We start from the raw sequence: 16,110 nt of genomic DNA, 5'->3' as shown, positions 1-16,110 counted from the left end.
CCTCTGCTCCTGCCTCCGGTTCGATCGGTCACTCTCCCCCCGTTGCGGGACCTCGCGTCCCCCGACTGACGCTCAACCGTTAGTCGAGCCATCCGGTGCCGTCATCCTCCACGTTGCACGATTGCGCACGGCTGAACCGGCTTCTAACCAGCACCGATGGCGGACGGCACCGGCAATGATGGGCATCGCGCACGGCTGCGCACCCGCCTGCTCGAGGGCGGCGGAGAAGCGCTGCTGGATCATGAGCTGATCGAATATCTGCTGGCCCTCGCGATCCCGCGCCGAGACACGAAGCCGCTGGCGAAGCGGCTGCTCGCCGAACATGGCGGCATCGGCGGGCTGTTGTCGGCCGATCCGGAAGCCATGCGCCGGTCGGGTGCGGGGGACACCGCAATCGCCGCGATCAAGGTCGCACAGGCAGCCGCCGTGCGGCTGTTGCGGGCGGAAGTCGCCGCGCGCCCTGTGATCGGCAGCTGGGACGCGCTGCTCGACTATCTGCGCGCCGACCTCGCCCATGTCGCGGTGGAGCGGGTCCGCGTGCTTCACCTCAACGGCAAGAACATGCTGATCCGAGACGAGCTGATGGCCGAAGGTTCGATCGACCAGGCGCCGATTTATGTGCGGGAGGTGGTGCGCCGCGCGATCGATCTCGGCTCGGCCAGCATCATCCTGGTCCATAACCACCCGAGCGGCGATCCCTCGCCCAGCCGCCAGGACATCGCCATCACGCGCGACATCGCGGAGGCCGCAAAGCGTATGGGCATCGCCGTCCACGACCATGTCATCATCGGGCGCGACGGCCATGCCAGCCTGCGCGCGCTCGGCCTCATCTAGGGCGCGGCTGGCCCACGTGGAAAATGAAAGGGGCGACCGTTGCCGGCCGCCCCTCGATCACTGCTTGTGCTGCTGGGCGATCAACCCTGCAGGAAGGTGGTCAGCTCGCCGCGTGACACCTTGCTGTTGCTGTCGGTGTCCGCCTGAGCGAAGGCCGCATTGGCCCAGCTGGCGCTGTCACCCTCGGCCGCACCGCCCGGCTGACTGGCGCGAAGCGCGGTCATCCAACGGCCGAACTCGGCCTGCGTCAGCTCGCCATCGGCATCACCGTCATAGTTCGCGAACTCGGCCTCGACGACCTGCGCGACAGTGTCTGCGCTGTTCGTCGTTGCGGCCTCGGCCGTTGCAGCCTCCGTCGTCGCAGTCTCGGCGGCCGGTGCTGCCTCGCTCGTCACGACATCCTCGGCGGCCGTCTCCGGCTGCGCGGGGAGCGTGTCGGCGGGCGCTGCCTGCTCGGCAGGGGGCGTCGACTGCGGCTGTGGCGCAGTCTCCTGCGCCATCACGGGCGACGCCGCCATCATGGTCGCGGACAGAAGAAGTGCCTTAATCATCGTCGTAACTCCTTGATATTCCATCAAGTAGCCGGCTTTCGTGCCGGCGGCCCTCCAATATTGGGGCTCCGTTCGGGGAGTCATCACTTCAAACCACCGCTCACCCCCGCTAGGGCTCCGCTCATCCCGTCGCCATCCAGGAACCGCCATGATCCCGCGTTACGCCCGCCCCGCCATGACCGCACTTTGGGAGCCGGACAGCCGGTTCCGCATCTGGTTCGAGATCGAGGCGCATGCCCTCGACGCCATGGCCAACCTGGGCATCGTGCCAAAGGACGCCGCGGCTGCCGTCTGGGCGCGCGGCGCCTTCGATGCTGCGCGCATCGATGAGATCGAGGCCGTCACGAAGCACGACGTGATCGCGTTCCTGACCAACGTGGCCGAGCATGTGGGGGACGAGGCGCGATTCCTGCACCAAGGCATGACGTCGTCGGACGTGCTCGACACCTGCCTTGCCGTGCAGCTGGCACGGGCGACCGACATTCTGCTGGACGACCTTGATCAGCTGCTCGCCGCGATCAAGCGCCGGGCGTTCGAACACAAGCTGACACCCACAATCGGGCGCAGCCACGGCATCCACGCCGAACCCGTCACCTTCGGGCTGAAGCTCGCGCAGGCCTATGCCGAATTCAGCCGCGCCCGCGCGCGCCTCGTCGCGGCCCGGGCGGAAATCGCCACCTGCGCAATTTCGGGTGCCGTCGGCACCTTCGCCAACATCGATCCGCGAGTGGAGGCGCATGTCGCCGCCAAGATGGGGCTGACGGTCGAACCCGTCTCCACGCAGGTCATCCCGCGCGATCGCCACGCCATGTATTTCGCGACGCTGGCGGTGATCGCCTCCTCGATCGAGCGGCTCGCGACCGAGGTGCGCCACCTCCAGCGCACGGAGGTGCTGGAGGCGGAGGAATATTTCTCGCCCGGCCAGAAGGGTTCGTCGGCGATGCCGCACAAGCGCAACCCGGTGCTGACCGAGAACCTGACCGGGCTGGCGCGCATGGTCCGCGCCTATGCCGCGCCCGCGATGGAGAATGTCGCTCTGTGGCACGAGCGCGACATCAGCCATTCGTCGGTCGAGCGCTACATCGGCCCCGATGCCACCATCACGCTCGATTTCGCGCTCGCCCGAATGACCGGCGTCGTCGACAAGCTGCTGATCTATCCGGATCGCATGCAGGCGAACCTCGATCGCATGGGCGGGCTCGTGCACTCGCAGCGCGTCCTGCTCGCGCTCACCCAAGCGGGGATGAGCCGGGAGGATGCCTATGCCGCGGTTCAGCGCAACGCCATGCGGGTGTGGGAATCGGATGGGCGCCTGTCGCTGATGCAGCTCCTGAAGGACGATGCCGACGTGTCGGCGCGGCTCAGCGATGCCGAGATCGAGGAGCGGTTCGACCTCGGCTATCACTTCAAGCATGTGGACACGATCTTCGACCGGGTATTCGGCCCGGCCTGATCGCCGCGTCAGCTGCCCGGCGTGGGCTCGTTCTCGCCGGTCGACGGCTCAGTCCGCGACAGCGCGAGCGCGGCTGCAGGGCCTTCGCTGTCCAGCACGCCCAAGACGCGCGTGGCGAACTCGGCCATGTCCCCGCCGTGCGGCTGGTAGGCTACCGGCCGCAGGAGCGCGCGAGCCTGGTCCAGCTGATCGCGTCGCAGCGCCACCTGCGCGGCCTGCATCTTCAGCCCCATGTCGTGCGGCGCCAGCTCCTGCGCGCGCAGCAAGGCCATTTGGGCGTTCTCGGTCGGCGTGATGCCCTGCTCGGTAAAGCTGCGGAAGAACAGCAGCAGCGGCATGGGATGATCAGGCTCGATCCGGTTGGCGCTCAGGAACCATCGCCGCACGGCGTTCCACGTTGCGGCATCGGTCGCCCCGTCTCGCCGCGCGATCGCCATGGCCGCCATGCCGCGATAGATCAGCGCCTCGGCCATCCTCGGGTCGGCGGCGATCGCCCGGTCGGCAGCGGCGGCGGCCGCGTCCAGATTGCCCATGTCGAACTCGGCCTCGGCCAGAACGCGCTGTGCCACCGGGTCGTCCGGATAGGGTGCCGCCGCGCGCTGCGCCATCCGCAGCACATCTGGTGCAGTCTCGCGATTGACACCGCGGGTCGACCGGATCCGCGCGTCCATCACCGCCGCCGCGCCCGTGCTGAGCGGTGTCACGGTCACGGCATCGATTGGAAGCTGCGCGGGCTGCAGCGTCAGGGACATGATGCGGCGCTGGTGCAGATAGTCGTTCAGCTCATCCTGAAGCGCGTCCATGTCGCCGAACGCCGCGCTCGCGGCCCGCGGCGTCTCGCCTGCATTGATACGCCCGATATAGTCGGTCAGCTGCCCGCTCCGCCCGGGTTTGAACGTCAGCATGTGCGTCAGCAGCCACCCACGGCCATAGAGCGCGTCGTGCTCATTGTCCCGGCGCGGCCGCATCTCGTTGGCGAGCATCCGGTCGACGGGCAGCGGATTGCCCGTCAGCAAGCCCCATGCGCGATAGAGCGGCGGCCGGCCGAACTGCACGGATCCGTCCTCCCGCAAGTCGGCGGTCGCATGGAACTCGGCATAACCTTCCACCAGCCAGGGCGGCAGTGCGGTGTGCGCGAAATGGGTCAGCATGATGTGGTGGGTATATTCGTGCAGCAGCACCGCATCGGCGGAGAGCACATGCGGACCGCTTTCCGTGCGGCGGGGCACGAACGCGACGGAGCCGCTCGCCCTTGGAATATAGAAGCCTGCGACCGACCGGCTGCCGGACAGCTGCCGGATCGTGTCCATGTTCCTGACCATGTAGACAGTGACGCGGTTGCCCGGACTGACCGGATCGTCCGGGATGTTCCGCATCAGCCGCACGGCGCGGTCGAACCTCTCCAAACGCTCCGCATAGCGGCGGACGTCCTCGGCGTCGTCGTCCGCATACACGATGAAGTGAGCGGAACTCGCCTGGTGCCAGGCGGCGGCGGCTGGATGGCACGCGAAAAGTGCCAACGTCCAGAAGATGATACCCCGCATCGACCCCTCCGATACCTGCGACGGAAGGTTAGGCTGGGCGCCTCCTCCCTGACAAGGCGCTGTGAGCGGTCAGCAGGCGGTTTTCAGGGCCGTGTCGTCGGCGATGATCGGCCGCTGGTTCGCCAGGATCATGCCCAGCATCCGGCTCCACCGGCTGCCGAACCAGGCTTCGCCCATCTCCACGCCGACGATGCCGTCGCCCCGCAGCGTCGATGACGCCTCCACATCGTCCAGCCGCGTCAGTTCCCGGTCGGTGATCGCAAAGAAGCACCGCACCAAGGGCCGGTCAGTCGAGCGGTCCAGCGTGCCCAGAACAACACCAAGCCGGTTGGTCCGCATCCGCACCAGCGTGCCGGTCGGATAGATGCCGATCGACGCAATGAATGCGTCCAGCACGCCCGGGTCAAAGTGCCCGTCCCAGTCCTTCATGCGATTGAGGGCATCGCCGGGCGTCCAGGCGCTCTTGTAGCAGCGATTGGACGTCACCGCGTCATACACGTCGCACACGGCCCCCATCCGTGCATGGATGGACAGCTGCTCGGCGGTCAGTCCGAACGGATAGCCATTGCCGTCGACCCGCTCATGATGATGCAGGCAGACATCCAGCGCGATCGCCGACATCTCGCTGTCCGCTTTCAAAAGATCGTGGCCGAGCACCGGATGGTCGCGCATCACGGCGAACTCCTGGTCACTCAGCGCGCCCGGCTTCATCAGCACGGCGTCGGGCACGCTCATCTTGCCGATGTCGTGCAGCAACCCGGCCATGCCGATCTCGCGAATCGTTTCCTCCGGCAGCCGCAGCTTGCGCCCAAGGTTGATCATCAGGGCGCACACGGCCACCGAGTGCATGTAGGTATATTCGTTTTTGCGCTTCAGCCGGGTCACCCGAATCAGCGCGGACGCGTCGTTGAACACCTGCTCGGCGATCTGTTCGACAACCGGCCCCACGTCGGCTGGGCGCACCGCCTTGCCGAGCCGCGCTTCCTTGAACATCCGGGTGACTGCTGCGCGGGATTCCTGGACCAGCGCCGCTGCGCGTTCCAGCTCGCGGGCCTGCCGCTCCTCCTCCGACTCGATCCGTCGCGCGGGTGGTGGACGCTTCTGCACGGGCGCGGATGCCGGCGCGCCTGCGTCAACCTCGACTTCGGCAACAGGCGCCCCCCCCCGATCGGTATCGATCACGAACATCTCGGCGCCACCATCGCGCGCCAGCTCCAGCGCGCGCTCGTCCTCGATCAGGAAACGGCGGCGCCAGAATGGATGCAGCCACCACGATCCTTCGATCGCATGCACATACATGCCGACACAAAGCTGATCACGACGGACGCGTAGAAGCATGTTGTGACGGCTCTCCCCCCGGAAAACGTCACTTTAGCCCCGACAATCTTAACATAGAGTAAGCTGGCAGGAGTTAGCCGAGCGCCGCCTTCAGCTTGGAAAAGAAGCCGTGGCTCGCCGGGCACTCGTCTCCGGTTTCGGTCGCACGGAATTCTTCCAGCAGCTCCTTCTGACGCGACGACAGCTTCGTCGGCGTCTCCACCTGGATCTCCACCACCATGTCGCCGCGACCGCGTCCGGACAGCACCGGCATGCCGACGCCGCGCTTGCTGATCTGCTTGCCCGACTGAATGCCGGCGGGGATGCGGATCTGGTGCGTCTCTCCATCGAGACCGGGGACCTCGATCTCGCCACCCAGCGCCGCCGTGGTGAAGCTGATGGGGCAGCGCGCGAACAGGGTCGTGCCCTCCCGCTCGAACAGCGGATGACGCTTCACATGGATGAAGACGTAAAGATCGCCGGACGGACCGCCACGCGCACCCGCCTCGCCTTCGCCGGTCATGCGGATCCGCGTGCCCTCGTCGACGCCGGGGGGGACGTTCAGGGACAGCGTCTTGCGCTTGTCGACCTGGCCCTCGCCATGACAGGCGGCGCATGGCTCGGCGATTACCTCGCCCGCGCCGTGGCAGGTTGGGCAGGCCCGCTCGACCACGAAGAAGCCTTGCTGCGCGCGCACCTTGCCGGCCCCGCCACAGGTGGGGCAGCTCCGCGCGCTGGTGCCCGGCTTTGCGCCGCGCCCGCCACACGGCTCGCACGCCGCGGAGACGTCCACGGTGATCTCCGCCGCCTTGCCGGCAAAGGCCTCCTCTAGCGAGATCTCCATGTCGTAACGCAGGTCGGCACCGCGCCGGGCGGCGGTGCGCCCTGCCCCCGGGCCGCCGCGCCCGCCCATGAACTCGCCGAAGATGTTCTCGAAGATGTCGGAGAAGCCGGAAAAATCCTGCTGCCCACCGCCGAAGCCACCCTGCTGGAACGCAGCCTTGCCGAACCGGTCATAGGCCGCGCGCTTCTGCGGGTCCTTCAGGCAGTCATAGGCTTCACTGACGGCCTTGAACTTGGCTTCGCTGTCCTTGCAGCCGGCGTTCTTGTCCGGGTGATATTGCATGGCAAGCTTGCGGTAGGCGGACTTGATGGTCTGGCCATCCGCCGTGCGCTCCACGCCTAGCAGCTCATAATAGTCGATGTCGGTGCTCATCGGTCCCCGCCCATATTGAACCGCCCGCCCCGGACCTGTCGAAGCAGATCTTGTTCTCCGAAGGGAGAACGCCGCCTCGACAGGCCCGGCACGGTCGGCGCCACCTGACGGTTACGCCTTGTTGCTGTCGTCGACCTCGGAGAACTCGGCATCGACCACGCCGTCGTCCGACGCGGCACCGCCCTGCGGCTGGTCCGCGCCCGGAGAGGCCTGCGCCTGCTGCTCGCGCTCGTAGATCGCCTGACCCATCTTCATGGACACCTGGGCCAGGGCCTGCGCCTTCTCGGTCATCTGCGCCGGCTCGCCGCTTTCGACGGCGGTCTTCGCTTCGGCCACGGCAGCCTCGATCTCCGACTTCAGCGACGCGTCGATCTTGTCGCCATTGTCGGCGAGCTGCCGCTCGGTCGTGTGGATCAGGCTCTCTGCGTTATTCTTCGCCTCGGCTGCCTCACGGCGCTTCTTGTCGTCCTCGCTGAAGCGCTCGGCATCCTTCACCATCTGGTCGATGTCGGCATCGCTGAGACCGCCCGACGCCTGGATCTTGATCTGCTGCTCCTTGCCGGTGCCCTTGTCCTTGGCTGACACGTTGACGATGCCGTTTGCGTCGATGTCGAACGTCACCTCAATCTGCGGCACGCCGCGTGGCGCCGGCGGGATGCCGATCAGGTCGAACTGACCCAGCATCTTGTTATCCGCCGCCATCTCGCGCTCGCCCTGGAAGACGCGGATGGTCACCGCATTCTGGTTGTCGTCCGCGGTCGAATAGGTCTGCGACTTCTTGGTCGGGATCGTGGTGTTGCGATCGATCATGCGGGTGAACACGCCACCCAGCGTCTCGATGCCCAGCGACAGCGGCGTCACGTCCAGGAGCAGCACGTCCTTGACGTCGCCCTGGAGCACGCCCGCCTGAATGGCGGCGCCAATCGCGACCACCTCGTCCGGGTTGACGCCCGTGTGCGGCTCCTTGCCGAAGAAGCCCTTCACCACCTCGCGCACCTTCGGCATGCGGGTCATGCCGCCGACCAGCACCACCTCGTCGATGGCATCGGCCTTCAGCCCCGCGTCGGCCAGTGCCTTGCGGCACGGCTCCAGCGTCCGCTTGACCAAATCGTCGACAAGCCGCTCCAAGTCCGCTCGGCTGATGGACTTCACCAGGTGCTTCGGCCCGGTGGCGTCCGCCGTGATGAAGGGCAGGTTCACCTCAGTGGTCTGCGCCGACGACAGCTCGATCTTGGCCTTCTCCGCGGCTTCCTTCAGCCGCTGCAGCGCCAGCTTGTCCTTCGTGAGGTCGATGCCCTCGTCCTTGCGGAAGCCCTCGGCGAGGTAGTCGACCAGCTTGTTGTCGAAATCCTCGCCGCCCAGGAAGGTGTCGCCGTTCGTCGACTTCACCTCGAACACGCCATCGCCGATCTCCAAGATCGAGACGTCGAACGTGCCGCCACCCAGGTCGTAGACCGCGATCGTCTTGCCGTCGTTCTTCTCGAGACCGTAGGCCAGCGCCGCCGCCGTCGGCTCGTTGATGATGCGCAGCACCTCAAGACCCGCGATCTGGCCGGCGTCCTTGGTTGCCTGGCGCTGGGCGTCGTTGAAGTAGGCGGGAACCGTGATCACCGCCTGGGTCACCGTCTCGCCCAAGTAGGACTCGGCGGTCTCCTTCATCTTCTGCAGCGTGAAGGCGCTGATCTGCGACGGGCTGTAATCCTTGCCGCCCGCCTGCACCCACGCGTCGCCGTTCTGGCCGCGCACGATCTTGTACGGGACCAGCTCGGTGTCCTTCTTGGTGACCGGATCGTCGAACCGGCGGCCGATCAGGCGCTTTACCGCAAAGATCGTGTTGTCGCCGTTGGTCACCGCCTGGCGCTTTGCCGGCTGCCCGATCAATCGCTCGCCATCCTTGGCGAAGGCGACGATCGAGGGCGTCGTGCGCGCGCCCTCGGAATTCTCGATCACCTTGGGCTTGCCGCCTTCCATGACGGCCACGCAGCTGTTGGTCGTGCCCAGGTCGATACCGATCACTTTTGCCATGCTTGCTCTCTCGCACCCCGTTTCCTGACATCCGGGCGCACTGTCTCCCCGGCGCACGGATGTCTCTGTTACGGCGGCGATATAGGTGGGCTTTGCCCCCCATCAAGAAGGGCGTAGAAGCGGGAAGGAACCAACCTTGCCCGGAATTGCCGCCCGTGAAGATCCTTGCCGCCCTTGCCCTTCCCCTCGCCGTCCTCGCCGGCTGCTCCCAGCCGGAACTGCATGCGGAAGGCGGCTGGGTGCAGCTGCCGGCGGTGCCGGGCAATCCGGCGGCCGCATATTTCACGTTGAAGGGCGGCGTGGAGGACAATGCGCTGATCGCGGTCACCGCGCCGCGCGCGCTGCGCGCCGAACTGCACCAGTCGATGCAGCAGGGCGGCATGGCCGCGATGGAACCAGTTCGCCGCGTGCCCGTGCCTGCCCGCGGCGAAACCGTATTGGCGCCCGGGGGCACGCACGTCATGCTGTTCGGGCTCGATCGCTCGATTGCATCAGGACAGGGCGTGGAGCTCCTTCTGACGTTCGAGGCGGGCCCGGCGATCCGCTATACCCTTCCCGCGCGCACGGCGGCGGAGGGCGCGCCGGAACGCTGAGGCATGTCCGTCGCGATCCGCCGACCGCTGACCGAACAGGAGCGCGCCCTTGCCCGGTCGGTGTTCGGCGATGCCATCGACTATGATCCGGTGCGCATCGTCGATGGCAAATGGATCTTCTTCCAACCTGCCGGCGTCGCCATGGCCCCCATGGGACACATTCACTTCCACCCGAAGGGCGGCGTCTTCCGCGCCGATTTCGCGGCGGCACCCCTGTCGCTCCAGGGGCTGTTCATCCACGAGATGACCCATGTCTGGCAGGCGCAGACACGCGGGCGCTGGTGGCTGCCGCTGATGCGGCACCCTTTCTGCCGCTATGATTATTCGCTTCGCGCCGGCTGGCCTCTCCACCGCTACGGCATCGAACAGCAGGCGACGATCGTGCAGCACGCCTTCCTCGCCCGCCACGGCCAGACCGCACCCGGCGCCCCACCCCGCTCTCAGCTGGAGAGCGTGCTGCCGTTCCGGTCGTGAGCGCTCAGCCCTCCGCGAAGAGCTTCTAGGAACTTGGCATCTGTGAGCTGATGATGTTCGAGGAGCGACAAGCTCCTTCCTGTACCGGCGGCTGAGGCTGTATCGGGCTCAGATCCGGGCACGCATAAGCATATTCGGCCGTGGCCAGCGCGACGCGGCGCGCTAAGGGGTTAAGGTGCACGCTGCAATCATCACTGCCTTCAAGGATCCGGACATGCTCGCGCGGCTTGCCGACGCGTTGCTGGGACGCGGCTTCAAGCTGTTCATCCACGTCGACCGCAGAAGCCGGTTCGATCCTGAGCTGCTTGATGATCTGGTTCGGCGTGGATGCGTCGTCGATCGCCGCTACCGCATCGTCTGGGGCGGCTACACACATCTCCTTGCCATCACAGACTTGATGCGCCGTGCGCTACGAGATCCCGCCGTCGACTATGTGCATACCTTGTCGGGGCAGGACTATCCGATCAAGGACCGATCATACTTCGATCAGGTATGTGACGGTCGCGCTTTTATATCGTGGGAACCACTCGCCGAAACGCCGGAAGAGGTCCGGGACCGCTTCGACCAGTACAAGCTTCTCTATCCTGTTGAGTGGTGGCGCTCTATTCCCGGACCCATTGAGCGTCCGCTGCGTCGCCTTCAGCGCATTTTTGGCATCCGGAGGAAAGGCACGCGCGACTTCAATCGGTCCGCTATCTTCAAGGGACTGGTCTGGCTGTCGCTGCCAGCCGACGTGGCGCGCCACGCAGTTGAGAGCCCGGCTGCTCATCGCCTCCTCCGGGACCTGCGCTTCAGCTATCTTCCAGAAGAATTTTTCTTCCAAACCATGATCGCGAATTCGCCCTTTTCGGATCGGGTTGCGCATGATGATTTGCGCTACATGGATTGGGGACCCCGCGACGGCGTGAGGCCGGCCGTGCTCGACGCACGGGACGAAGACGCGCTTGCCCGCAGCCCCGCGCTTTTTGCGCGCAAGTTCGATTCCCGCCGCTCGGCCGAGCTGCTTCAGGCGCTTTCCGCAGCGGAGAGCGCGGCGGCCGCGTAGTTCCGTTCGGCAAGCGAGTGAGCGCGAAGCCAATCCCGGTCATCCTCCAGCCACCGCGCAACCAAATCCTCGAAGGTCACCGGCAGCTGAAGCCGCTCCCATGCCGCAGCACCGTTCCGGGACAGGCGCTCGTAAAGCGCGGGGTTGTCGAGCAACTGTTCCACTCGGTCGGCCAGCGCCCCGGCGTTGCCGGCCGGGAAGATCAGCGCACTCACACCGTCCACGATATTGCCGCTGAACATCGGGTGGTCGGACGCAACAATCGGCGTTCGCGACACCAGCGCCTCGTAGATCGTCAGCGGCAGACCCTCCGGATAGTCATGGTGGGAGGGCACGATCACCATGTCGGCCGCGCGCATCATCGGGACGACGTCACGATTGGCCACCTTGCCGTGAAGCGTGACTGCGTCGGCAACGCCCTTTTCCTCGGCAAGCGCTCTCAGGCGCTCGATGTCTCCGCCCCCCAGAAGGTCGACCCTGACCTTGCGTCCGCGCTGCCGTAGCACCCCAGCAGCTTCGACCAGATCGTCGACCCCTTTTGATCGAGCAAGCGCGCCTGCAAACAGCAGCGTCACGGCGCCGTCATTGCTGGCGGAACATTTTGGTTCCTGCTCGTGCGGCGTTCGCGCCGGCGCCCAGTCCCACGGGATGATTTTGCGCCGATCCACGCCGATCTCCGCCAGTTGCGCGCTTGCTCGCCTCCCATGATTGCCAACCGCGCCCACGACGCCGGCATTCAGGAGGCGCGCCATAAGCATGTTGCGCAACTGGCCACGACGACCGCTCGCCGCAAAGCTATCAGCAAGGACGACGAGCGTCCGTCGCCGGCGCCATGCTGCCCAGACCAGAACAGGCCACAAGGGGGTTCGCAGAACCAATTGGGCGGGATCGACTTGGTCGAGCAGCCGCCACCACTGGCGCAGGGAAAGGGCGTAACCGCGCGGGCCCAGCCCGATTGCGCGCGGGCCGTCGGGAAGAACCTCGTCAAAGGCGCTCTCGGTAACGACGTTGAGGACCGTCACCGGCCTCTCTGCGCGCGCAAGCCCGGCCTTGAAGTCGACGGAGCGCCGCTGCGCCTGGTAATCTTCCTCACCGCCACTTCGCAGGTTCAGAAACGCCGCGCGAAAATCGCCATATTGGATGAAGAGCAGCGGGGCCGCGCCGGCAACCCTGCCCGGCGGGCCTCCCTGCGCCACGCCTCAGCCCGCCTTCGCCACCCCGACCATCGCGGGCCTGAGGAGGCGGTCGCGGATGGTGTAGCCGGCCTGCATCTCCTGCACGATGGTGCCCGGCGCGGCATCGGCGGACGGCACCTCGATCATCGCCTGATGCTTGTTGGGATCAAGCGGCTGGCCGACCGACTCGATGCGCGCGATGCCGTTGCGCTCGAACACGGCGGTCAGCTCGCGCGCGGTCGCCTCCAGGCCGGCGACGAGGCCCTTGAAGCGCTCCTCGCCGCGCAGCTCGGCCGGGATCGCATCCAGCGCCCGGCCCAGATTGTCGGCGACCGACAGCATGTCGCGCGCGAAACCGGTTGCGGCATATGCGCGTGAGTCGGCCGCTTCCTTTTCGAGCCGGCGGCGGACGTTCTGCGTCTCGGCCTGCGCGTAAAGCGCGGCTGCCTTTGCCTCGGCCAGCTGCGCTTCCAGTTCGGCGGCGCGGTCATGCTCGGCGAGTTCCGGCGCGGCAGCGGCGGTTTCCTCGCGCAGGTCGTCCTGCCGCGGGTCAACGGTCGGGCGGTCGGTGTCGGTCATTGTCCAGGTCCGTCAAAAAAGTCTGTCGTGGGCGCTTCAATGGGAGCCGGCCGGCTCCGGCGCAACCTCTACCGCATCAGCCGCGACAGCGCCTGCGCGGTGAAATCAACCATCGGCACCACCCGGGCATAGTTCAGCCGGGTCGGTCCGATCACTCCGACCACGCCAACCACGCGCCCGTCGGGCCCACGATAGGGCGCCGCGATCACCGACGATCCGGACAGCGCGAACAGCGTGTTCTCAGACCCGATGAAGATGCGGGTCGATCGGCCCTCGCGCGCGCTGTCCAGCACGCGGGCGATCTCCTCCTTGCCCTCCAGCTCGTCGAGCAGCTGACGCACGCGGTCGAGATCGGCCGCCGCCGCCGGATCGATCAGCCGCGCCTGCCCTCGCACGATCAGCACCGGCCGGCGGGCACCGTCCTCCGACCACATCGCAATGCCGCGCGCCACCAGGTCGCGTGCGGCGCGGTCCACGCCGGCGCGCCCGTCCGCCAGCTCGGTCTCCAGCCGCGCGCGCGCCTCGCCCAGCGTCAGCCCGACCAGCCGCTCGGTCAGGAAGTTGCTTGCCTGTGAGAGCGTCGTCGGGGACGTGCCGGGCGCCAGGTCGAGCACGCGGTTCTCCAGGCTGCCATCCGCGCCCACCAGCACGGCCAGCGCCTGGTTGTCCGACAGCGGCATGAAGCCGACCTGCCGCAGCACCATCTCGCGCGGCGGCACCAGTACCAGCCCCGCACAGTGCGACAGGCCGGACAGGGCAGCGGTCGCCGCCGCCACCGCCGTTTCCACGCGCCCGCCCTCTTCCAGCCCGCGGGCGATGGCGGCGCGTTCCTCCGGGCTCGGCTCGGCGGCCTGCATGATCCCGTCGACGAACAGCCGCAGCCCGCGATCGGTCGGCATCCGCCCAGCCGACGTGTGCGGCGCCGCCAGCAGGCCTGCATCCTCCAGGTCCGCCATGACGTTGCGGATGGAGGCGGCCGACAGGTTCAGGCCCGATCGCGACAGCGTGCGCGATCCTATCGGCTGGCCGGTTTCCAGATAGCCTTCCACCACCAGCCGAAAGATGTCGCGCGCCCGGTCGCTGAGTTCGATCACCGACTGCATGGTTGTCATATGGGTTTGGCGCGGCGCCCGCTCAACGCATCCGGCGGGAAATGAAGATCATCAGGAGCCCGACCGCGGCGATGATCGATCCGTTGGTGATCCACTGCTGGCTGCCGATCATGAAGCTCTCCGCGGGCCAGCGGATCCAGCCGCGCCCCTGCGCCAGAAAGAACAGGCCAACGATTGCCAGCACGATGCCGGCCGAGGAAAGGATGGTCTTGGTCCGCATGGCCGGATCATGGCCGCTCCCGCCACCAAACGCCAGCCATGTCGACCCTCACCGCCGCCCGACAAGTCCTTCGATGGGCAGCAGCGACGGCGCCTCGCGCAGCCTGGTGCTGCCGCCGTCGCCGGCCGCCTTGTTGCAGCCGAGGTCGTAATGAAGCTCCTGCGTGGCGCCGCTGAGCTCGGTCCAGGTGACATGCACCCCAGACTGGTCGGTGGCATAGCTTTCGCAGCCCGCCTCCCCCGGCACCACGTCGCGCCGTTCCTCCGTCGGCCGCAGGGGTGACAGCAACGCCTTGAACGCCTGATATCGCGCTGGCGTCAGGCGGAACCCGCGCTCGCCCGTCGTCGCCGTGAAGCGTTCGCCCACGAACAATCCGGTCCCGTCCGGCTGCACCGTGACGGCATAGACCGGGCAGGTCCCGTAGCAGGGCGAGGTCCGGTATGTGATGCTTTCGACCTCGATCGGCCGTGGCTGCGCCCCGGCCCCGCCCAGCGCGACGTCGGACGTCATCTGGCAGCCCGCCAGCAGCATCGCCGCGCCGCAAATGGTCGCCGTCCGCATCGTCACTCTCCCTCATCAGCGCACCAGCCACTGGCGCAGGTGCGCCATCGGGTCTAGGTGCCGGCGCTTGTCCTTCAGGAGCCTGAACAACATGCGTCCATCCGGCCGCGCCGCAGACCAGATGCGCGCAATCTCGATTGAACCGGGTTTCACGCGCCATGCGGAGGGGTCGGTCCTCGTCTCCTTCGGCGACACCCGCGTCCTCGTCACTGCGTCTGTCGAGGAGCGGCTGCCGCCCTGGCTGCGCGGCAAGGGCGAAGGCTGGGTCACGGCCGAATATGGCATGCTGCCCCGCGCCACCCACACCCGCGGCAATCGGGAAGCCGCCAAGGGCAAGCAATCCGGCCGCACGCAGGAGATCCAGCGCCTGATCGGTCGGTCGCTGCGCGCCGTGACCGACCTGAAGCTTCTGGGCGAGCGGCAGATTACGCTCGACTGCGACGTCATCCAGGCGGACGGCGGCACCCGCACCGCTGCCATCTCGGGCGCGTGGGTGGCGCTGCGCCTCGCCGTCGACGGGCTGAAGCTGCCGGTGGACCCCATCCAGCGCCAGGTCGCTGCGGTGTCGTGCGGCATCGTCGGCGGCACGCCTGTCCTCGACCTCGATTATGTCGAGGATTCATCGGCAGATGCGGACGCCAATTTTGTGCTGATCGACAATGGCACAATGGCGGAGGTGCAGGCGACGGCCGAAGGCGCATGTTATGACGAGGAAGCGCTTCTCCGCCTCCTCCGGCTGGCGCGGATCGGTTGCGGAGAGATCTTCGCAGCGCAGCGCCGGGCGATCGGCGCATGAGCTATCAGGACGCACGGCGGCTTGGCCCCGGCCGCCTGGTCGTCGCCAGCCACAACCCGGGCAAGGTGCGGGAGATCACCGCGCTGCTCGGTCCGTTTGGCATCGAACCGGTGTCGGCCGCTTCGCTCGACCTGCCGGAGCCGGAGGAGACCGGCACCACCTTCATCGCCAATGCCGAGCTGAAGGCACGGCTTGCCGCCGATCTTTCCGGCCTTCCCGCGATCGCAGACGACAGCGGCCTTTGCGTGGAGGCGTTGAACGGCGACCCCGGTATCTTCTCCGCGCGCTGGGCCGGCGAGGCAAAGGATTTCGGCTTCGCCATGCAGCTCGTCCATGACCGCATGGAGGCGACCGGACCGGATCATGGCCGCGACGCCCATTTCGTGTGTGCGCTCGCCGTTGCCTGGCCCGACGGGCACCTCGAAAGCTTCGAGGGGCGGGTCGATGGCATCCTCGTCTGGCCGCCCCGTGGCGATCGTGGCTTCGGCTATGATGCGATGTTCCAGATGGACGGCCATGCCGAGACCTTCGGTGAGATGGACCCGGCGGAAAAGCACCGTGTCAGCCACCGGGCGGACGCCTTCGCCAAGCTGGTGGCCAAGCTGATCGCGTGAG

17 protein-coding genes are annotated in these 16,110 nt (G+C 67.1%); 7 read left to right on the top strand and 10 right to left on the bottom strand.

Annotated elements, in window-relative coordinates; all coding sequences use genetic code 11:
- Positions 1-156: 156 nt before the first annotated feature.
- Positions 157-834, top strand: coding sequence for a RadC family protein (gene radC / locus GGR88_RS02410; RefSeq protein ID WP_167952621.1), 678 nt, complete (start codon positions 157-159; stop codon positions 832-834).
- Between the two features lie 80 nt (positions 835-914).
- Here radC and GGR88_RS02405 read toward each other — a convergent pair whose 3' ends face one another.
- Positions 915-1,385 (bottom strand): EF-hand domain-containing protein, encoded by a 471-nt coding sequence (locus GGR88_RS02405; protein WP_167952619.1) that lies wholly within the window; start codon positions 1,383-1,385, stop codon positions 915-917.
- Positions 1,386-1,533: 148 nt separating this feature from the next.
- Here GGR88_RS02405 and purB point away from each other — a divergent pair, with 148 nt between their 5' ends.
- Positions 1,534-2,838, top strand: a complete 1,305-nt coding sequence (gene purB / locus GGR88_RS02400; RefSeq protein ID WP_167952617.1) for an adenylosuccinate lyase — start codon at positions 1,534-1,536, stop codon at positions 2,836-2,838.
- An 8-nt stretch (positions 2,839-2,846) separates the two neighbouring features.
- On the opposite strand, the gene GGR88_RS02395 is transcribed toward purB, so the two are convergent.
- The 4 genes from GGR88_RS02395 to dnaK form a co-directional block, all read right to left on the bottom strand.
- Positions 2,847-4,382 carry a tetratricopeptide repeat protein gene (locus GGR88_RS02395; protein ID WP_167952615.1) on the bottom strand — a complete coding sequence of 512 codons (1,536 nt, stop codon included), beginning with the start codon at positions 4,380-4,382 and terminating at the stop codon, positions 2,847-2,849.
- A gap of 69 nt (positions 4,383-4,451) precedes the next feature.
- Positions 4,452-5,720, bottom strand: coding sequence for an HD-GYP domain-containing protein (locus tag GGR88_RS02390; RefSeq protein ID WP_167952613.1), 1,269 nt, complete (start codon positions 5,718-5,720; stop codon positions 4,452-4,454).
- 73 nt (positions 5,721-5,793) lie between these two features.
- The gene (dnaJ, locus tag GGR88_RS02385; RefSeq protein ID WP_167952611.1) at positions 5,794-6,915 is read right to left on the bottom strand and encodes a molecular chaperone DnaJ; all 1,122 of its coding nucleotides are present in this window, start codon (positions 6,913-6,915) and stop codon (positions 5,794-5,796) included.
- 111 nt (positions 6,916-7,026) lie between these two features.
- Entirely contained in the window at positions 7,027-8,940 is a 1,914-nt protein-coding gene (dnaK, locus tag GGR88_RS02380; RefSeq protein WP_167952609.1) for a molecular chaperone DnaK, read from the bottom strand.
- A 155-nt stretch (positions 8,941-9,095) separates the two neighbouring features.
- Here dnaK and GGR88_RS02375 point away from each other — a divergent pair, with 155 nt between their 5' ends.
- The 3 genes from GGR88_RS02375 to GGR88_RS02365 all read left to right on the top strand — a co-directional run bounded on the left by GGR88_RS02375 (position 9,096) and on the right by GGR88_RS02365 (position 11,052).
- Complete coding sequence (locus tag GGR88_RS02375) at positions 9,096-9,533, top strand: copper chaperone PCu(A)C domain-containing protein (protein WP_167952607.1); 438 nt, start codon at positions 9,096-9,098, stop codon at positions 9,531-9,533.
- A 3-nt stretch (positions 9,534-9,536) separates the two neighbouring features.
- Positions 9,537-10,007 carry a vgr related protein gene (locus tag GGR88_RS02370; protein WP_167952605.1) on the top strand — a complete coding sequence of 157 codons (471 nt, stop codon included), beginning with the start codon at positions 9,537-9,539 and terminating at the stop codon, positions 10,005-10,007.
- A gap of 175 nt (positions 10,008-10,182) precedes the next feature.
- Positions 10,183-11,052 carry a beta-1,6-N-acetylglucosaminyltransferase gene (locus tag GGR88_RS02365; RefSeq protein ID WP_167952603.1) on the top strand — a complete coding sequence of 290 codons (870 nt, stop codon included), beginning with the start codon at positions 10,183-10,185 and terminating at the stop codon, positions 11,050-11,052.
- Here the strand turns inward: GGR88_RS02365 and GGR88_RS15575 are convergent.
- The 5 genes from GGR88_RS15575 to GGR88_RS02340 form a co-directional block, all read right to left on the bottom strand.
- Positions 11,013-12,248: a glycosyltransferase gene (locus GGR88_RS15575; RefSeq protein WP_167952601.1), complete on the bottom strand. Its 1,236-nt coding sequence runs from the start codon at positions 12,246-12,248 to the stop codon at positions 11,013-11,015. The two genes, GGR88_RS02365 and GGR88_RS15575, sit on opposite strands and share 40 nt — an antisense overlap.
- A gap of 3 nt (positions 12,249-12,251) precedes the next feature.
- Entirely contained in the window at positions 12,252-12,806 is a 555-nt protein-coding gene (gene grpE / locus GGR88_RS02355; protein ID WP_167952599.1) for a nucleotide exchange factor GrpE, read from the bottom strand.
- A 68-nt stretch (positions 12,807-12,874) separates the two neighbouring features.
- Entirely contained in the window at positions 12,875-13,918 is a 1,044-nt protein-coding gene (gene hrcA / locus GGR88_RS02350) for a heat-inducible transcriptional repressor HrcA (protein ID WP_167952597.1), read from the bottom strand.
- Between the two features lie 22 nt (positions 13,919-13,940).
- Positions 13,941-14,138 carry a hypothetical protein gene (locus tag GGR88_RS02345; protein WP_167952595.1) on the bottom strand — a complete coding sequence of 66 codons (198 nt, stop codon included), beginning with the start codon at positions 14,136-14,138 and terminating at the stop codon, positions 13,941-13,943.
- A gap of 48 nt (positions 14,139-14,186) precedes the next feature.
- Positions 14,187-14,699, bottom strand: coding sequence for a DUF6438 domain-containing protein (locus GGR88_RS02340; RefSeq protein WP_167952593.1), 513 nt, complete (start codon positions 14,697-14,699; stop codon positions 14,187-14,189).
- 91 nt (positions 14,700-14,790) lie between these two features.
- Between GGR88_RS02340 and rph the strand changes: the two genes are divergently transcribed.
- On the top strand, positions 14,791-15,495 hold the full coding sequence (gene rph, locus GGR88_RS02335) for a ribonuclease PH (protein WP_167952591.1): 705 nt from the start codon (positions 14,791-14,793) through the stop codon (positions 15,493-15,495).
- Entirely contained in the window at positions 15,492-16,109 is a 618-nt protein-coding gene (gene rdgB / locus GGR88_RS02330; RefSeq protein WP_167952589.1) for an RdgB/HAM1 family non-canonical purine NTP pyrophosphatase, read from the top strand. The genes rph and rdgB overlap by 4 nt, the downstream gene beginning before the upstream one ends.
- The last annotated feature ends 1 nt before the right edge of the window (position 16,110 follow it).

This window comes from Sphingomonas jejuensis, assembly GCF_011927695.1.
In the GTDB taxonomy this organism is placed as follows: domain Bacteria; phylum Pseudomonadota; class Alphaproteobacteria; order Sphingomonadales; family Sphingomonadaceae; genus Sphingomonas_K; species Sphingomonas_K jejuensis.
This window is presented reverse-complemented; position numbering and strand designations above follow the sequence as displayed.